This is a genomic window from Streptococcus suis (assembly GCF_029616525.1).
Classification (GTDB): Bacteria; Bacillota; Bacilli; order Lactobacillales; family Streptococcaceae; genus Streptococcus; species Streptococcus suis_AF.
Genome location: NZ_JANFME010000020.1, coordinates 21,050 through 40,691 on the forward strand (window position 1 = coordinate 21,050; position 19,642 = coordinate 40,691).

14 protein-coding genes and 1 tRNA gene are annotated in these 19,642 nt (G+C 39.8%); all 15 read left to right on the forward strand.

Going from position 1 to position 19,642, the window contains the following annotated elements; translation table 11 throughout:
- Nucleotides 1-3 precede the first annotated feature (3 nt).
- Nucleotides 4-1,140, forward strand: a complete 1,137-nt coding sequence (locus NOL38_RS08190) for a trans-sulfuration enzyme family protein (RefSeq protein WP_024384682.1) — start codon at nucleotides 4-6, stop codon at nucleotides 1,138-1,140.
- 64 nt (nucleotides 1,141-1,204) lie between these two features.
- Nucleotides 1,205-2,602: a dipeptidase PepV gene (pepV, locus tag NOL38_RS08195; protein WP_024410355.1), complete on the forward strand. Its 1,398-nt coding sequence runs from the start codon at nucleotides 1,205-1,207 to the stop codon at nucleotides 2,600-2,602.
- Between the two features lie 54 nt (nucleotides 2,603-2,656).
- Complete coding sequence (locus tag NOL38_RS08200; protein ID WP_228381195.1) at nucleotides 2,657-3,349, forward strand: helix-turn-helix transcriptional regulator; 693 nt, start codon at nucleotides 2,657-2,659, stop codon at nucleotides 3,347-3,349.
- Between the two features lie 287 nt (nucleotides 3,350-3,636).
- Complete coding sequence (locus NOL38_RS08205; protein ID WP_024401841.1) at nucleotides 3,637-4,332, forward strand: polyphosphate polymerase domain-containing protein; 696 nt, start codon at nucleotides 3,637-3,639, stop codon at nucleotides 4,330-4,332.
- Between the two features lie 12 nt (nucleotides 4,333-4,344).
- Nucleotides 4,345-5,022 (forward strand): DUF4956 domain-containing protein, encoded by a 678-nt coding sequence (locus tag NOL38_RS08210; RefSeq protein ID WP_024384678.1) that lies wholly within the window; start codon nucleotides 4,345-4,347, stop codon nucleotides 5,020-5,022.
- A 5-nt stretch (nucleotides 5,023-5,027) separates the two neighbouring features.
- The gene (locus NOL38_RS08215) at nucleotides 5,028-6,470 is read left to right on the forward strand and encodes a CotH kinase family protein (RefSeq protein WP_105120410.1); all 1,443 of its coding nucleotides are present in this window, start codon (nucleotides 5,028-5,030) and stop codon (nucleotides 6,468-6,470) included.
- 8 nt (nucleotides 6,471-6,478) lie between these two features.
- The gene (locus tag NOL38_RS08220) at nucleotides 6,479-8,623 is read left to right on the forward strand and encodes a hypothetical protein (protein WP_105120409.1); all 2,145 of its coding nucleotides are present in this window, start codon (nucleotides 6,479-6,481) and stop codon (nucleotides 8,621-8,623) included.
- A gap of 138 nt (nucleotides 8,624-8,761) precedes the next feature.
- Nucleotides 8,762-10,159 carry a glycosyltransferase family 2 protein gene (locus NOL38_RS08225; protein ID WP_277941890.1) on the forward strand — a complete coding sequence of 466 codons (1,398 nt, stop codon included), beginning with the start codon at nucleotides 8,762-8,764 and terminating at the stop codon, nucleotides 10,157-10,159.
- A gap of 109 nt (nucleotides 10,160-10,268) precedes the next feature.
- Nucleotides 10,269-11,189 (forward strand): metal ABC transporter solute-binding protein, Zn/Mn family, encoded by a 921-nt coding sequence (locus NOL38_RS08230; RefSeq protein WP_044668423.1) that lies wholly within the window; start codon nucleotides 10,269-10,271, stop codon nucleotides 11,187-11,189.
- A 33-nt stretch (nucleotides 11,190-11,222) separates the two neighbouring features.
- A complete protein-coding gene (locus NOL38_RS08235; protein WP_105120408.1) occupies nucleotides 11,223-14,378 on the forward strand; it encodes a pneumococcal-type histidine triad protein in 3,156 nt (1,051 codons plus the stop codon).
- A 126-nt stretch (nucleotides 14,379-14,504) separates the two neighbouring features.
- On the forward strand, nucleotides 14,505-15,086 hold the full coding sequence (rpoE, locus tag NOL38_RS08240) for a DNA-directed RNA polymerase subunit delta (protein ID WP_014637475.1): 582 nt from the start codon (nucleotides 14,505-14,507) through the stop codon (nucleotides 15,084-15,086).
- Nucleotides 15,087-15,278: 192 nt separating this feature from the next.
- The gene (gene pyrG / locus NOL38_RS08245) at nucleotides 15,279-16,883 is read left to right on the forward strand and encodes a CTP synthase (protein WP_011921913.1); all 1,605 of its coding nucleotides are present in this window, start codon (nucleotides 15,279-15,281) and stop codon (nucleotides 16,881-16,883) included.
- A gap of 276 nt (nucleotides 16,884-17,159) precedes the next feature.
- Nucleotides 17,160-17,245 (forward strand) — tRNA-Leu (locus NOL38_RS08250).
- Between the two features lie 234 nt (nucleotides 17,246-17,479).
- Nucleotides 17,480-18,361, forward strand: coding sequence for a class II fructose-bisphosphate aldolase (locus NOL38_RS08255; RefSeq protein ID WP_004195761.1), 882 nt, complete (start codon nucleotides 17,480-17,482; stop codon nucleotides 18,359-18,361).
- 392 nt (nucleotides 18,362-18,753) lie between these two features.
- Nucleotides 18,754-18,942, forward strand: a complete 189-nt coding sequence (rpmB, locus tag NOL38_RS08260) for a 50S ribosomal protein L28 (protein WP_001140948.1) — start codon at nucleotides 18,754-18,756, stop codon at nucleotides 18,940-18,942.
- Nucleotides 18,943-19,642 lie beyond the last annotated feature (700 nt).

The window sequence follows — 19,642 nt, forward strand, 5'->3', positions numbered from 1 at the left end:
GGAATGAAAGACAATACAAGGTTGTTACATGGTTATCCAGTGTTAGATGAATATACAGGGGCGGCCTCGATTCCTATCTATCAAACCTCAACTTTTCATAATTCGGAATTGTATTGCGACCATCAAAAGTATTTATACACACGCTTTTCGAACCCCACAACAGATGCGTTAGAAAGTGGTTTGGCTTGCTTAGAACAAGCCACCTTTGCGATAGCATTTGCATCGGGTATGGCCGCAATATCAAATGTTTTGATGTTATTGGAAGCTGGGGACCATGTCATCTTTCCTATTGAGGTGTATGGTGGAACATGTCAATTTGCTACGAAGATCTTGCCACAATATGGCATTTCAACAAGTTTCGTAGATATGGCTGATTTGGATCAGGTTCGTAAGGTGATAACGGACCAGACGAAGATGCTCTATATAGAAACTCCTTCAAATCCTTTATTAAAGGTAGTAGATATTCGTGCCTTGGTTGAAGTGGCTAAAGAAAATGGCTTGATTTCCGTTATTGACAATACCTTCATGACAGCCTTGTATCAGAGGCCGTTGGAACTAGGTGTGGACATTGTTGTTGAAAGTGTAACGAAATTTATCAATGGCCATAGCGATGTTGTTGCAGGGCTGATTGCAACGAACAACGAAGAATATTATCATAAGCTGAAACTATTTCAAAAAAATTTCGGAGGAATTGTTGGTGTTGAGGATGCTTGGCTGATTTTGCGTGGTATGAAAACAATGGGGCTTCGGATGAAGCAATCTGTACACAATGCGCAGACAATTGCAGACTACTTAGTTTCTCATCCAAAAGTAAAAAAAGTTCATTATCCAGGTCTGGTCAATCATCCAAATCATTCTGTACAGATGCGACAGGCTGCAAATGGTGGTGCGGTACTTTCCTTTGAATTTTACTCCAAAGAGGATATGTTAGCCTTTACTAAGATGATTAAGATACCGATTTTAGCAGTTAGTCTAGGTGGTGTAGAGTCCATTTTATCGCATCCAGCAACCATGTCCCATGCTTGTCTGAGTGAAGAAGAAAGAGCTGAACAAGGGATTAGTGATAGTCTTCTACGCCTATCTTGTGGTATTGAAGATGTCGAAGATTTACTGGCAGATTTTGAACAAGCACTTGCTTAATGTATAAAGGACCAGTATAGGGAAGTTCCCATCTGGTTCTTTTATTTTTAGATAAGAGGTTAGTATGAACTGGTTAAATGAAATAAAGAAGTATGAAGAGGAGTTGTTACAAGATATTTGTGACTTGGTGAGTATTAACTCTGTTCGAGACGATAGTCTAGCGAGTGAGGAGTGTCCGGTCGGACCAGGTCCTAAACGTGCTCTATATGCGGTCGAAACATTATTGAATGAGACAGGGCTGAAAACAGAGATAATTGATAATCTGGTTGTTCAAGCAGACTGGGGCAGTTCTGATGAAGTTATTGGGATTATGGGACATGTTGATGTTGTTGCTGTTGGGGAAGGGTGGTTGTCAGATCCCTTTGTACCGACTTTACGAGAAGGAAGATTGTACGGTCGAGGAGTATTGGACGACAAGGGGCCGTTGGTCTGTGCCATCTTTGCAATAAAAATACTGCAACGGTTAGGAATAAATCCAAAGAAGACCGTTCGTTTTATCATTGGAAGTGATGAAGAAAGCGAATGGAAATGTATGGAGGCTTATCAAAAATACCGTAGTTTTCCCAAGGTTGGTTGGGTTCCTGATGCCTATTTCCCTGTTATACATGGTGAAAAGGGGACTAGTATTTTGCAAATCACGACTGGTAGTGTGAATCGTCCTGATTTTTATCTGAAAGAATTTCGTGCCGGTATGCAGGTAAATATGGTTCCTGACAAGGCGGTCGTAGTGCTTGAAGCAGAGGAACCTGAAAAAATATCCCAAGCATTTTATCGTTTTATAAATGCCTATTCTGGAATTACTGGTGAAATATGCAGACGAGAGAAGAATGTTACCCTGACATTATTAGGGCAATCCGCTCATGGTAGCAAACCATTTTTAGGGGAGAATGCAGCAACCCACCTGGCTCGTTTTTTGGATGCGTATTCACGAGTTTCTACAAATCAAAAAGATTTTCTATCATTATTGGCTGACTGCCATGAAGATTCATTTGGAGAAAGTTTCGGAATTGCTTATCAGGATCCGGAGATGGGTAAATTGACAGTAAATGTTGGTCAGGTATCTTACACCAAAGAAGCTGGAGGGCTGATTTCGTGTGATTGCCGTTATCCAAAAGGGATTGAATTCTCTAGGATTCAGACTTTGGTGGCATCAAAACTGGGAGAATGTTTCCAAGTGACTGGATATGAGAAGTTGAGCCCACATTTTGTTTCTCCATCATCTGAGCTGGTTCAATGCCTGCAAAACGTTTATCGAGACCAAACAGGTGGACAGGAAGCTCCGCTGGTTATTGGAGGAGCTACCTATGCTCGCCTGATGGAAGAAGGAGTCGCATTCGGTGCGCTATTTCCAGATAGGGAAGATACCATGCATCAGGCGAATGAATACATGGAAGTGGAAGATTTACTGCGGATTGTGGCCATTTATTCGGAAACAATCTATAATTTGGCATGTTCGTGTTAAAAATTTGCGATTTTCAGTCTGGTGTGATACAAGTAATGTATAAGGAGTCTGGATATGAGTATGAATTCAAAATTAAATCACTATATTCCCTTGGTTGATTTTTTGGCTCAAATTTTGGGGAAGAAGACCGAAGTTGTGCTACAAGACTTTTCGCAGGGACTAGATCACTCGTTGATTTATATAAAAAATAATTTATCCGGCCGTGATATTGGTGCTCCGGCGACGGATTTTGTGTTGGATGTACTCCAGTCGAAGGTTTATAAGGAAAAGGATTATCTGGTAAATTATCGTACAAAAACTTTGGGCGGAAAGGAATTGTATTCCTCTAGTTTCTTTATAAAAGATGATGCTGGTGAATTGCTTGGCATGATTTGTGTCAATGCTGATAAATCAAAGATGCTAACCTTGAAGCGCTTGTTCGAGTCGGCCTTGGAAGATGTCAATGAAGAACTGGCTAATGAGCAAGTAGAACATGAAGAACCAAATATCGTTGAAAATTTCTATACAACTGCTGGTAGTATGATTGAGGCTGCGATTGAACAAGAAACACATGGGAAAGATGTTGAGCGATTCAAACTATCAAGAACAGAAAAAATAGCAGTTGTACGCTCCTTGTATCAAAAAGGTTTCTTTGATTTCAAGGATGCTATTCCACAGGTGGCTACAGCTTTCAAAATGTCAGAAGTAAGTATTTATAAGTACATTCAAATTATAAAAAATGAAGCAAATGGCTTTGTGGATAATTAAAATGATGGTCATCTAGGATGATAGGCTATATTGAAACAACTTGTCTGTAAAACTCGACTTTGGTCGGGTTTTTTGTTTTTTGAGTAAGTGAGTGCTAGGAGAGGAGTAAATGTTGGAGCAGAGATGGCATAGCATAGACAAAATACACACCTCTGTAGTTTATATGTTTTTTTGAGTAAAAGGGTTGTCAAGCAATTAGCAAAAAACTATACTATAATCATAAGACAACTATACAATTGTATTTTTTATTATAGAAAATGGCAAAAGGAATGGAGTGACATGGCTTGATTAATGAAGTGTTGCGGAAGGAGAAGAAGTATCTACTTCCGTTAGAAATGTATTATTATTTGAGCGGAAAGTTAGAAAAAATACTAAAAGTAGATGGTTATGGTAAAGCAGATGGCTACTGTGTACGTTCCCTCTATTTTGATTCTTTAGAAGATGTTGATTGGCAGGAAAAAGAAGATGGTCTTGAAAATCGTCGGAAGATTCGTTTAAGGAATTATGGAAATGGTTCGCAAAATGCCAAATTAGAGTTGAAGCAGAAGCAGGGAGATAATCAGCGGAAACGTTCTCTTTTGATGACAAAAAGTGATGCGATGTCATTGGTTGAAGGGAACACTTCAGTGTTATTGACCTATCCAGATAAATTGGCGACGGAACTTTATTGCCGTATGAACCAGTACTGTTACAAACCTAAGACGATTATTGAATACCGTCGGAAAGCTTTTATTTCTCCTGAAAACGATATTCGAATCACGTTTGATTTTCAAGTACGCGGGACAGAAGCATCCTACGACATCTTTAATAACCATCTGCTGCAATACAGTTTGTTGGATCCTCATCTGGTTATTTTAGAAGTAAAGTACAATGGATTTCTATTGTCGCATATCAAAGATTTGTTGGCAGAGGTGGATGGCAGTGAATTGAGTGCTAGTAAATATTGTATGGGAAGAATGATCAGTAAACATTATAGATTTTAAGAGGGAAGATAGATGAAAGATTTATTACGAAATATTTTAGAACAACATGGAACATTGACAATCCAAGATATGATTATGCATATTGTGGTGGCAGCTATTTTAGGAGGTGTTATCTACGTTTCTTATGCCTATACGCATGCTGGAACGACCTATAGTAAAAAATTTAACATATCGCTCATGACACTGACGGTACTGACTGCGACTGTTATGACCGTTATTGGGAATAATGTGGCACTGTCCTTGGGTATGGTTGGTGCGCTTTCGGTGGTTCGTTTTAGGACAGCAGTGAAGGATTCTCGCGATACAACCTATATTTTTTGGACGATTGTAGTTGGAATCTGTTGTGGTGTTGGAGATTATATAGTGGCAATGATTGGAAGTAGTGTGATTTTCTTGCTGCTTCTCATCTGGGGAAGGGTTAAAAATGAAAATCGGATGTTATTAATTGTACGAGCTAATCGAGAGTTAGAAGTTCCTTTGGAAGGACTCTTCTTCCAGTATTTTAACGGACATGTTGTTCAACGTGTAAAAAATACAAAAGCAGATATGTTGGAGCTAATTTTTGAGGTCAATCGGCGTGTTTATGACAAATACTATTCAGCAGATAATAGCTTAGTTGAACAAGTCTATCAGTTGGGTGAGGTAGACTATTTTAATGTCGTGACGCAAAGTGATGATATCAATGGATAATATCTATGAAACAAAAAATACTGTATTACTTAGTTTTTATCGGGTTGCTGCTTGGTGTTTTTAGTCTACAGATACTTGACCTAAAACAGCATAAAGAACGATTTTACCATCATAAAGTTTCTATATCTGCCCAACCAGTGAGTCCGGTTGAGCACTTGGCCAGCCACCTACCGATTATTGAAATTGACACTCTGGATGGGAAGGTAATTCCTCTAGAAAGAGGAGAAAATGAAGGAGGCACAAGACAACAATCTGTACGAGGAACTGTTCGGCTGTACGATAGATTAGATGAAGTAAACCGTGTCGGGGATGGGGCGCGTGTTGAAACGTTGGCGGAAATAGCTTATCGTGGCAATTCCTCTCGGCATTTTGATAAGAAATCAATTAAACTACGTTTTGTCGATAAAAAAGGAGAGGATGTAGAACACACGGTTGCGGGAATGCCAAAGGAATCCGAGTGGGTCTTGCATGGTCCATTTCTGGATAGGAGTCTGCTGAGAAATTATATATCCTATAACCTAGCTGGCGAATTGATGGAGTATGCTCCCAATGTCCGTTATAGTGAAGTGATGATTAACGGAGAGTACCAAGGTTTGTATTTAATTGTTGAGAGTATAGAGCAGGGAGTACATAGAATTCCTGTTGAAAAAAGTGACAAACGCTCCTTGAAAACATCATATATTGCTGTTTGGGACCGACCGCATAAGGCAAAAAATCCAGTCGATAACTATGTTGGCTATACCTATCAAGCAGATCAGTCATCGCTAGATATTCGCTACCCAAATGTCCGAAAAATAACAGAAGCTCAAAAAGACTTTATCCAGCAGGATATTAGTAAGATTGAGAGAATCCTATACTCCTACGATTTAAAACAGTACGGGCACTACGTAGACAAGAATGCTTTTGCGACTTATTTTGTTATCAATGAATTTTTTCGCAATACGGATGCAGGAATATTCTCCACCTATCTCTACAAGGATTTGCGAGACAAGATGAAGATTGCTGTATGGGATTTTAACAACGCATTTGATAACCACAGCGATGTAGAGTACGATCGAGCAGGTTTCTCGATGTTGGAGGTTCCGTGGTTTAGCATGATGATCAAGGATAAGGAGTTTATCGATTTAGTGGTTCATAAGTACCATCAACTACGCAAAAATCTGCTCAGTACCAAACGTCTTCACGATCATATTGACAAGACAGTTCAATTTTTAGGTCCAGCCATTCAAAGAAATAATGATAAATGGGGCTATGTCTTTCAGTTGCAAAAAATGGATGAACATAACTATCTACAGCCCTATGAACGCAATCAAGCAAGTTATGAAGAAGCTGTGCATGTTGTAAAATCCTTTATTGAAGATCGTGGGAAATGGTTGGATGAGCATATTGAAACCTTGTATCAATATTGTGCTCCATCCAAAAATACAAATACGCTAGTCGATTATTAGGAGGGACTATGAAAAAGTATTTGATAGTTGTCAGTATACTGGTTTGCATATTGACGGTCGGTTGTTATTTGTATTATTTTGATGGAAGTTTGTATATCCCTAAGGTGTACTCGGAAGAGACTATTAATTATACTTTTCAGGTTCGCAATCAGGAATTGGTACGGAAAACAAGGGGTGGAGAGCATCCCTTTATTGTCAAAGGGGTAACAATAGATAGTGGCATAGCTGGCTACCATCAAAATGATTTTGCTATTGGAGAGAAACGTTACCTGTCATGGATGAAGAGTATCTCAGACATGGGAGCCAATACCATTCGTGTAAAAACGATTATGGATGTTGATTTTTATGTTGCCTTGGATAAGCACAATCGTCAGTCAGATAAGCCGCTTTATCTTTTACAAGGGGTTCGAGTGGACGATGTTCGAGATAATACAGCTATTGATGCCTACCATCCCCAATATCGAGGACGACTATTGGAGGATGTAAAAGATGCCGTTGATGTCATCCATGGTCGAAGAAAAGTCTGGAATACCGACTTGGGGAGTCATTACTACCGGAAAGATGTTTCCAAATGGGTGCTTGGTTTTATCGTTGGTGACCAATGGAATGGTTCGACAGTCGCTTATACCAATCATCAAGTGAAGCAGACTTCTTATAAGGGAGAGTATATCAGTACAGGTCAGACTGCCACGACTTTTGAGGCGATGTTAGCTGAAGTGTTGGATGAAATGGTTGTTTATGAGACTAAAAAATATGGCTGGCAACACTTGGTGAGTTTTGCCAGTTCGACCCTAACAGACCCGTTTATCTATCGAAAACCCTTCGCAGCGCAAGCTTCAAAATATGCTCAATTAAACGTTGAAAATCTATTGGTAAGCGATCGCCTAAGAACAGGCGTATTTGCTTCCTATCAATTATTGGACTATCACCCTAAAGCACTTGATTACCTTGGGGAAAATCCAAGTCTTTCGATAGAAGATGTTACAAAAATAAAAAAAGAAAACTACCCAGAAAATTATGTCGGTCTCCTAACGCACTATCATCAAGTTCCTGTCTTGATTTCTGGCTATGGTTATTCGACTTCTAGAGCCATTACAGCCCTGAATCAGGGAGGAATAGAAGGTCCCCTAACAGAAACACAGCAGGGAGAAATGTTGATTAGGGATTTTCGTGCATTTTTAAAGACGGGCGCTGTAGGAGGAATCATTGAGTCCTGGCAAGATGATTGGGGTGCTCGTACTTGGAATACAGCATTTACAACAGACCGGCATAGCCGTTTCCAATGGGGAGATGCTCAATCAAATAATCAAGGCTTCGGCTTGATGGCATTTGAAAATCGAGTAAAGAATCACAGTCTTGATGGCTCGCTTGAGGAGTGGAAAAAGCAAGCTATTACTGAAAATAACGGGAATAAATTACTTGTTGATGGGGATGAAAGTTATTTATATTTAGCTATTCAAAAGACTGCCGTAAAGACCGATGGTGCAAATCGGTGGCTGATTCCTATTGATATTACACCGAAGATCGGCAGTATGGAATGGAAGGCTGAAGGAGTGAACTTTTTAGGGGGTGCAGATTTTCTCCTAGCTATAGATGGGGAAAGCAACAGCCGTTTATTGGTCCAGGAGAGATATGATGCAGTTCGAGCTAACTATCTCAAACAAACAAGCGGAAGTGACCCATTTGTTGACATTCCTAAAAAAGATTCACCGCACTTTACAACGGCATCGCTTGTATTGAAACACAATCGGATTTTTGAAGACTTGGAAAAAGCTGAACGAGAAGATAAATGGAATCCGCTTTATGAAACGGGACGGCTACGTTCTGGAAACAGTCAGAGGGGAGCAAAAGAGTTTGATTCGCAGGCGGATATTTACTTTGGAGAGAAAGTTATAGAAATTCGGATTCCGTGGCAATTGTTGAATTTTTCAAACCCCTCACAAGGAAGGGTACACGATGACTATTATCAACATTATGGTGTTTCGGAGATAGCGATTGATTCTATCCGGCTTGGTTTAGGTGAGTGGAAAAAAGGGGAGTATATTCGGATGGAAAACTATCGCTTGGAAAAATGGAATAGACCTACCGTAGAAGGAGTTCTAAAAACTTCATACACCATGCTAAAAGACTATTGGAAAGAGGAAGAGAAATGATACATAATGTGTTGTACTTTTATATTATTATTTGCATTGCTATTTTAATCTTTAATATGGCTTATATTATCAAACGTAGACTTTTTTATAAGAAACCACGAATGGTCGAGCGTAAGCGCTGATTAGAAGGGGACAAGGATGGCTTGGTTAAGCATTTTTTTAACAATTTCACGCTTCTTATTTTTAACTTACCTGGTGTTGTACGCAAGCTTTTTGTTGCTTTCTGTAGTGACAGGAGGTATCCATCTCCATGAACGCTATAGAAAGCGACGGAGGAAGCTAGAGGAGAGTGAGGGCAATTATCCACCGATATCTATATTGGTCCCAGCTTACAACGAGGAAGTTACTATTATTTCCACCATAGAATCCTTATTGAAATTGGACTATCCTGTCTATGAAATCATTGTATTAGATGACGGTTCAAAAGATCAAACAGCAAAACTAGTTCGCGAGTATTTTCAGATGAAGGACAGTCAACGAAAAATTGACTACAAGCTTTCTTGTCGTCCTTATCACAGAATCTCAGAACAAGAGTTTGGTTCTGTCTGTCTGACATTGATTGAAAAAGAAAATGGAGGCAAGGGGGATGTTCTTAACCTCGGTATCAACGCAGCAAAGCATGAATATTTTTTGTGTATCGACGCAGATTCGATGTTACAAAGAAACTCTCTGAAAAATCTTGTCCGTCCCATGCAGAAATGGGAGAATGTCATATCTGTTGGTGGAGTCGTCCAAGTTTCACAAGGGGTACGAATAACTGACGGAGAGGTCAGCCATTACCAGTTGCCGTGGTCGGTGCTCCCCTGTTTACAAGCTATCGAATATGACTGTTCTTTTTTAGGGAGTAGAATTTTATTGGACTATTTGCAATCCAATCTCATCATATCAGGTGCCTTTGGGTTATTTTACAAGGAGTATGTCATAGCAGTTGGGGGTTATGATAGGCAGACACTGGGAGAAGATATGGAGCTAGTCATGAAATTGCATTATTTCTGTAGAAATAACAATATTCCTTATCGAATCTGCTATGAAACCAGCGCCATTTGTTGGAGTCAAGCACCGAGCTCTATCGGTGATTTATGCAAACAACGCCGTCGCTGGTTCTTGGGACTCTATCAATGTCTAAAAAAATACCGAAAAATGTTATCGCGAGTTCGTTTTGGGGCGGTGGGATATTTTTCCTATGCTTACTATATGCTATTTGAATTTTTGGCTCCGTTTATAGAGACTTTCGGTTGTTTCGTGATTCTACTTTCGTTGATCTATCATCAACTAAACATCTCATTTTTCATATCGCTCTTTTTCCTCTATAGTACTTTTTGCTCACTGATCACCTTTGCGTCATTTTTGCAACGCGTCTACTCGCAAGATTTATTTATTGGACCTATGGATTTGTGTAAAGCCTTTCTGGCAACCTTGTTTAGATATTTTTTCTTGCATTGGGTATTGAATATTGTCCGTCTGACAAGTTTTATTGGATATAAAAAGAGAAAGCGTGAGTGGGGAGAAATCAAACGAGTGAAACAATTCGTTTAAGTAAAGGTAAGACTGGCTTATAAAAAGAAAGTCTTATCTTTTTTTAAAAAAATACTTGACTGGTTAATATTCTTGTGATATAGTTAACTGGTTAATAAAGGAGGTAGTTATGTTAAAGAAAGTGATAAGAGGCTGTTTTGTTGCCTTATTCGGTTTTGTTTTAGCAGCTTGCTCGGCTCAGAAGGAAGCGAGTCAAGTGCAGCCAGGAATGAAAATAGTCACCTCATTTTACCCGATTTATTCACTGGTTAAGGAAGTGTCAGGGAATAAAAATGATGTTCGAATGATTGGCTCAAGACAGGGCATACACTCTTATGAACCATCGGCTGCGGACATAAAGGCCATATACGATGCAGATGTTTTTATCTATCATTCGCGAATTTTGGAATCCTGGGCAGGACGTTTGGAACCTAATTTGCAAGGTTCATCTGTCAAGGTTTTGGAGGCTTCGACAAATTTACCGCTGACAAAGGTTCCAGGGTTAGAAGACATGGAAGCTGGTCAAGGGATTGATGAAGCTAGTTTATATGACCCCCACACATGGCTGGATCCGGTTTTGGTTGGTCAGGAAGCTGTTGCGATTGGTGAACTTTTAGCAGAAAGTGATCCTAAGAATGCGGATTATTATCGTCAAAATGCCGCAACTTTAGAGGAAAAGGCGCAAAAGTTGGCAGACAAGTATGGCCCAATCTTTTTAAAAGCCACATCAAAAACATTTGTCACTCAACACACAGCCTTCTCTTACACTGCACAACGCTTCGGGTTGAAGCAGTTAGGGATCGCAGGAGTTTCAGAGGAAGAACCAAGTCCTAGACAGTTGGCGGAAATTAAAGAATTTGTTGACACCTACAATGTGCAAACAATTTTTACAGAAAAAGGTGCCTCGGATAAACTTGCCAAGGCACTGGCGAGTTCGACAGGTGTAGATTTAAAAGTGTTGGATCCTCTTGAAGCAGATCCAGAAAATAATTTAACCTATCTAGAAAATCTAGAGCAAGTCTTAGAAACATTAGCTCAAGAGTTAAAATAAAAGGCCGAATTCTATCGACCGAAAGGAGAAAAAATGAAGAAAAAAGCAGTTGTTGGCTCCGTAGCCGCCCTTGTTTTAGGGATGAGTCTCTGTAGCTATCAGCTTGGACGTTTCCAAGCGATGGAAGAGCAAAAAAATCGTGTGTCCTATATTGAAGATAATCAAAGTGTACAAACTACCGTTGCTGAACAATTAACACCTGATCAAGTTTCTGCCAAGGAAAATATTGACGCTGAGCAGATAGTCGTTAAAATTACTGATCAAGGCTATGTGACATCACACGGTGACCATTTCCACTACTATAATGGCAAAGTCCCTTTTGATGCGATTTTTAGTGAAGAGTTGGTCATGAAGGACCCAAACTATGTCTTACAAGACAGTCACATCATCAATGAAGTCCAGGATGGCTACGTCATAAAAGTTGATGGGAAATACTATCTCTATCTAAAAGACCCTAGCAAACATAAAAATGTTCGTAGCAAAGAAGAAGTGGAGCGGCAAAAAGGAATCTCTTCTGCTGACAGCAAAAATCAGGTAGCAGGAAATAGTAAAGACGGCCGCTACAGAACAGACGATGGCTATGTCTTTAATCCGACAGATGTTATTGAAGACACGGGAGATGGTTTTATCGTTCCGCACGGCGACCATTTCCACTTTATTCCTAAAAAAGATTTATCAGCTGCCGAATTGAAGGCTGCTCAAGATTACTGGAATCAAAAAGGAAGTGTGAGCTCGGCTAGTGGTAGTCAATATGGCGATAGAAATAATAGAGCTCAACAGACAACAATTAGTGCGGGGCAAGGTCAGGATTTGGCTAGTTTATTGGCTCAATTGGATGCAACACCCTTATCTCAACGCCATGTAGAAGCAGATGGATTGGTATTTGACCCAAGAACGATTACGAAGAAAACCGCAGCAGGTGTCATCGTTCCACACGGCGATCATTACCACTTTATTCCATACAGCCAGATGTCTCCTCTAGAAGAGAAGATTTCTCGAATGATTGGTGTAAATGGAGCAGGTGTTTCTTCTGGCGCACAAGTAAGTCACTCCCAACATACACCAACACAACCAAATCGTCCAGCAACACCAATCGGCACGGTTACAACGCAACCGGTATCGCCTACACAACCAGTATTACCAACACAACCGAAGCAGTCAACAGGGAAAGTGGTTTCTTATATGGGACGTCAAATTCCTGCTTACGGAAAAGGGTTAGATGGTAAGGCATATTTTACAAGTGATGGATACACCTTTAGCAAAGACTCTATTACCTCAGTTGATGATCAAGGGTTGATAGCTAGTCATGGAGATCATTTCCATTATGTTGGTTTTGGCGAACTCGAAGATTTTGAAATCAAGCAAGTAGAGGAATGGGTTAATGAGAAGGCAGGCAAACAAGTGCCGCCGAAAACATCTGAACAAGTAGGAAACGATGCTAAACCCACAACACCAAGTCAAGGGAATGATTCAAAACCTGTAAAACCAATTCAAGAAGAAAACCGCCCTGCATTTGAATACAAACAAGTAACGGCTAAACGTAAATTGGCTGGAAAAGTTGTTTATGAAATGGAAGTAGGTGGAAAAACTTATACATATGGTCGTGACGAACTAGATTTGATGAAGATCTCTTTTGCTGAGTTGACCTTGGCAGAAAAAGATAAGCAGTATATCTTTGATATTGCACCGCTTGCAGAAGGAGATCTTAAGCCAGCCATGTTGGTCGGTATGGATCAAATTCCGATGAAGGGAGCGAATGCAACCTATGATACTGGACAATCCTTTATTATTCCACACATTGATCACATCCACGTCCTACCTTACACATGGTTGAGTAAGGAACAAATTGCAACGATCCGCTATATCATGCAACATCCTGAAATTCGTCCATCTGCTTGGACTACAAGTGGACATGGTGATGGAGAAGCAACGGATCTTGTTCCCCCAATTCTAAATGCAACACCTAAAGCAAACCGCTTAGGCTTGAAAAATTGGCAAATCATTCACACAGCAGAAGAAGTCATGGATGCACGTGCAAAAGGGAAATTTGCGACAAATGATGGCTATATCTTCTCGGCGGAAGACGTACTAGATCCAGCAAGTTTTGTCTTTAGTCAAGCGTTCAGTCTACCAAGAGCGACAGGAGGTTCTCTACGTTCAATTTCCAAGAAAGATTTATCTAAAGAAGAATTGGAAGCTGTACAAACTCTTCTTGATAAACGAGATGCTGAAGAATTGGCGAAAAATGTCACACCGATTGAGAAACGTGCAGGTTTGAAAAATTGGCAAATTGTTCACTCAGCAGAAGAGTTGGCAGAAGCTAAGGCAGCAGGAAAATATACAACGAAAGATGGCTATATTTTTGATCCAGCAGACCTATTAGATCCCAAAGTGAAAATAGGTACGGATAACTATCGCATTCCACGTGTGATTACAGATGGTTATCATCGGATTAACAAGAGTGATTTGAATTACTTAAGCGAGCTGATCCCAGCAGAGGCTATGGTGGCTCAACGTGAGAAATCTAATTCTAGTTCACCGTCAACACCTGTACCGACTGAAACAGGAGCAAGTGCAGGCGAGACAACAACGCCAGAACAGCCACAAGTTGCCAAAGAAACAGCAGAGGAAATTTATAACCGAGTGGAAGCGAAGAAAGTCGTGCCTTTCGAAGCACTGACCTACAATGCTGGCTATGCGACCGAAGTACGTAACGGGACTCTGGTAATTCCGCATCAAGATCACTATCACTATGTATCCTTTAAATGGTTTGACCAAGGTAGTGCAAGAAGTCCTGAAGGGTATAATTTAGAAGATTTCCTAGCAACGGTTAAATACTACATGACTAATCCACAAGAACGCCCAGTTTCAGACGATGGCTGGGGAGTATTTACACCAAATACACCATCTGAATCAACAGAAGAAACAGAGACGGAAGAGAGTGATGAAGAAATTATTTCTGAAGAAACCGAGGAAATTGACGAGTTTACAGAAGAATTAAAACGAAGAGCAGAAGAGTTTGGTATGGACTTCAAAACCTTTGAACAAAGTCTGGTCATACTCTCAGACCGTTACAAAGTCTCATTTGAAGCTTTCGAATATGATGCAACAAGCAAAGTTGTTCGACTTGTAGATAAGGATGGGGTCAAACGGACCATCTCCCTTCCAAGTTTAGAAGAACAAGTATAGTAAACAAAATACCTGTAGCGCTGAGCTCTGCAGGTATTTTTTTACAGAAAAACGATAAAGATTATCTTTGACTATTTGCCTTTTTTAGCGTAAAATAGAAAGGAAAGACAAAAAAGGAGAACAGCCTTGGAACTTAACGTATTTGCAGGACAAGAAAAAAGCGAACTTTCCATGATTGAAGTAGCCCGTGCTATTTTGGAAGAACGTGGACGTGACAACGAAATGTATTTCAACGACTTGGTCAATGAAATTCAAAACTACCTTGAAAAATCAAACAGCGAGATTCGCGCAGCCCTCCCAACCTTCTATTCTGATTTGAATGTGGATGGAAGCTTCATTCCACTTGGCGAAAACAAATGGGGATTACGTTCATGGTACGCAATCGATGAGATTGACGAAGAAGTGATTACTCTTGAAGAAGATGATGAAGATGCACCAAAACGCAAGAAGAAACGTGTCAATGCCTTCATGGACGGTGATGAGGATGCAATTGACTACGGACATGACGATCCAGAAGATGAGGACAACTATCCGGGTAGTGCATCATCAGAATACGATGATGAAAATCCAGATGACGAAAAAGATGAAGTTGAGTCCTATGATTCAGAAATCAACGAAATTATCCCAGATGACGAATTAGATGAAGAGGATGTTGATTTAGGTGAAGATGACGACGAGTATTCAGATGAAGAGGTCGTCGACGAATAAGAATTATATCCCCCTAGATTCTTAAAAATAATTTGACAAGACTACCAAATTACGATAAGATACTATCGGGCACCTCTTTTGAGGTCGGAGCTCCCTAGCGATAGGGAGCTATTTTTGTTTTTTCTTCAAGTTAACAGGAAGTATCCCCATAAATTGCTTCCTATTAGCCTGAATCGTAGAAAAGGAGTTTGCATGACAAAGTATATTTTTGTAACAGGTGGCGTTGTTTCCTCTATCGGCAAAGGGATTGTAGCAGCCAGCCTAGGTCGTTTATTGAAGAACCGAGGTCTCAAGGTAACAATCCAAAAATTTGATCCATACATCAACATTGACCCGGGAACAATGAGTCCGTATCAACACGGTGAAGTTTTTGTGACGGATGACGGTGCAGAAACCGACTTGGACCTTGGGCATTATGAGCGCTTCATCGACATTAACCTGAACAAATATTCAAATGTTACAACAGGTAAAATTTATAGCGAAGTCCTCCGTAAAGAGCGTAAAGGGGAATACTTAGGGGCAACAGTTCAAGTTATTCCACACATTACAGATGCTTTGAAAGACAAAATCAAGCGTGCAGCTCGTACTACAGATGCAGACGTCATCATCACAGAAGTGGGTGGTACAGTAGGTGATATTGAAAGCTTGCCATTCCTTGAAGCGCTTCGTCAGATGAAGGCAGATGTCGGTTCAGACAATGTTATGTATATCCATACAACTCTCTTGCCTTATCTCAAAGCAGCAGGCGAAATGAAAACTAAGCCAACACAACATTCTGTAAAAGAGTTGCGTGGTCTAGGTATTCAGCCCAACATGTTGGTAATTCGGACAGAGCAGCCTGCTGGACAAGGAATTAAAAATAAACTGGCACAATTCTGTGATGTCGCTCCAGAAGCAGTTATTGAGTCCTTGGATGTCGAACATCTTTACCAAATCCCATTAAATATGCAAGCGCAGAATATGGATCAAATTGTTTGTGATCACTTGAAGCTCGACGTACCTCCAGCAGATATGACAGAGTGGACAGCAATGGTAAACAAGGTTCTTAATCTCCAGAAAAAAGTAAAAATCGCTTTAGTTGGTAAGTATGTAGAATTACAAGATGCCTATATTTCTGTAGTTGAAGCTCTAAAACACTCAGGATATGCAAATGATGCTGCTATCGAATTGGACTGGGTCAATGCAAATGATTTGACAGCAGAAAACGTAGCTGAACGTCTAGGACAAGCACAAGGAATTATCGTTCCTGGTGGCTTTGGACAACGTGGTACAGAAGGGAAAATACAAGCCATTCGTTATGCTCGTGAGAATGACGTGCCAATGCTAGGGGTCTGCTTGGGAATGCAGCTGACCTGTGTAGAATTTGCTCGTCACGTTCTCGGTTTAGAAGGTGCTAACAGCTTTGAATTAGACCCAGAAACCAAATATCCAATTATTGATATCATGCGTGATCAAATTGGAGTGGAAGATTTAGGAGGAACTCTCCGCCTAGGTCTTTATCCAAGCAAGCTCAAACGTGGCTCCAAGGCTGCAGCTGCTTATGATAATCAAGAAGTTGTACAACGTCGTCATCGTCATCGTTATGAGTTTAATAATGACTTCCGTGAACAATTTGAAAAAGCAGGTTTTGTTTTCTCAGGCGTGTCACCAGACAACCGTTTGGTAGAAATTGTTGAAATTCCAGAAAATAAATTCTTCGTTGCCTGCCAATATCATCCAGAACTACAATCTCGTCCTAATCGCCCTGAAGGTTTGTATACAGCCTTTGTTTCAGCAGCTATGGAGAATGAAAAATAAGTATAACCATTATAGAAGAAGATTGGTATTATTCAATCTTCTTCTATATTTCATATAAATAAACGAAAAAGATGTTAGTATTTATAGAAGAAAATACGAAATACCACCCCATATGGCATCATTGTCTAGATTGTTTTAAGTATTACATATAGTAGAATATTGCAAAAGAATCAGCTAAATTAATACGTTTTGGCAAAAAATGTGAAAATAAAAAATAAAATTCAAAAAAAGTGTTGACAAGGCCAGTTCCTAATGATATACTAGTTCTTGTGTTAAGCGGGGATGGTGGAATTGGCAGACGCGCAGGACTAAGGATCCTGTGACCGCTTTAGGTCGTGTGGGTTCAAGTCCCACTCTCCGCATAGTGGACTAGCTAAGGCTAGTCCTTTTGCTTTGTCTAGATAAGTGCAGAGCACGATATATGCTAGTTCATAAATTACAAGAATGATACGAAACAGGCGTTATTATGGCTTTCATGAAAAGATATGTGAAAGTTTTCTCAAAACTAGACGGTTTCAACTAGCATTTTCAAAATAAAAATGGTAGAATAGAAGAGTATGAGGTGCAACCTCAAAAAATATTAGGAGGCTATCGAAATGCCATTAGTTTCAGCAGAAAAATTTGTCCAAGCAGCTCGTGACAACGGTTATGCAGTTGGTGGATTTAACACAAACAACCTTGAGTGGACTCAAGCTATCTTGCGTGCAGCAGAAGCAAAACAAGCTCCAGTTCTTATTCAAACTTCTATGGGTGCAGCTAAGTACATGGGTGGTTACAAAGTAGCTCGTAACTTGATTGCAAACTTGATTGAATCAATGAACATTACAGTTCCAGTTGCTATTCACCTTGACCACGGTCACTACGAAGATGCACTTGAGTGTATCGAAGTTGGTTACACTTCTATCATGTTTGATGGTTCACACCTTCCAGTAGAAGAAAACCTTGCAAAAGCAAAAGAAGTTGTAGAATTGGCGCACGCTAAAGGTATCTCAGTTGAAGCTGAAGTTGGTACTATCGGTGGTGAAGAAGATGGTATCGTAGGTACTGGTGAATTGGCTCCAATTGAAGACGCAGTAGCAATGGTTGCAACTGGTATTGACTTCTTGGCAGCAGGTATCGGTAACATCCACGGTCCATACCCAGCAAACTGGGAAGGTCTTGACCTTGACCACTTGCGTAAATTAACTGAAGCTGTACCAGGTTTCCCAATCGTATTGCACGGTGGTTCAGGTATTCCAGATGCACAAATCCAAGAAGCAATCAAATTGGGTGTTGCTAAAGTTAACGTAAACACTGAGTGCCAAATCGCATTTGCAAACGCAACTCGTAAGTTTGCAGCAGCTTATGAAGCAAACGAAGCAGAATACGATAAGAAAAAACTCTTTGACCCACGTAAATTCTTGGCAGACGGCGTGAAAGCTATCCAAGCATCTGTTGAAGAGCGTATCGACGTATTCGGTTCAGCGAACAAAGCTTAATGTAACTGCGAAGAAATCTCAGATTTCAAGCAAACAAAGCATAAGTTTCTTAGATTAAACCAAAAAGGATTTTCTTTCGAGAATCCTTTTTATTATAATAGTTGATTAAGTTTGATCTAGTTCTCGCTATGAAGAAATCTACGATAGAAGTGAGCAGAGAACAGTTAAAATATAAACCGCTCCAAAGTTTTCATGACTGTAATAACTTAGAGAACGAAGAATTATGGATGGGGCGCAAACGGTAGTGTTAAAATATTTACCTATGAGTATAGATACTTTAAAAAAATAAAAATGAAAATAATTCTTGCCAAGTCCAATCTTTTCTGTTAGAATAGTATGGTATGTGGTGCTAGCACATCCGATATATTTGATCAAATGAGGAGGAAGATACAATGGCTAAAGTATGTTATTTCACTGGTCGTAAGACTGTATCAGGTAACAACCGTTCACACGCTATGAACCAAACTAAACGCGCAGTTAAACCAAACCTTCAAAAAGTAACTGTTTTGATTGATGGTAAACCTAAAAAAGTTTGGGCTTCAGCACGTGCATTAAAATCAGGCAAAGTTGAACGCGTATAATGACAAAGTCGTTAGAAAAATCTAGCGACTTTTGTTTTTGGAAAAAATAGCCTAGTTATAAAGTCGATGAGGAGCAAATTCGACCACTACATAATAAACAGGAAAGAATATCAGCTATATAGCTCTTCACATTGCTGTTGAAAAGTTAACAAAGAAGGAACGTTGTCAAAAATAAACTGTGTATTGATGTGGAAGATTTTTCCAAGATCGAACATTTAAACTTGGATTGACATTAAGAGTTGTACGAGAGAGCATGTCCGTATGGGTTCTACAAGAAGGGAATCACGAACTGGAAGAATAGAGAGAATAGGGAGTGTTAAAAAAAGGTAAAAAAATCTCAAAAAACCTGTTGACAATGTATATAAGTCGTGATAGAATAATTGAGTTGTCTCTTGAAGGACTGGTTAATAGAGGAACGAAAAAAAGTTTCGAAAAAGTGTTGACAAGACCAACAGAAGATGATAGAATGATTGAGTTGTCTCTTGAGGGACTGGTTAACAGAGGAACGAAAAAAAGTTTCAAAAAAGTGTTGACAAAGTTCACAAGAAATGATAAACTAAGATAGTTGTCGCGAGAGCGCGATAACAACAAGACCTTTGAAAATTAAAGAAGACGAACCAAACGTGCAGGGTGATTTATCTAAGGATAAATCGTCAATGACAAAACAAAACAATAAAACGGAAAGCTAGCAATAGCTTGA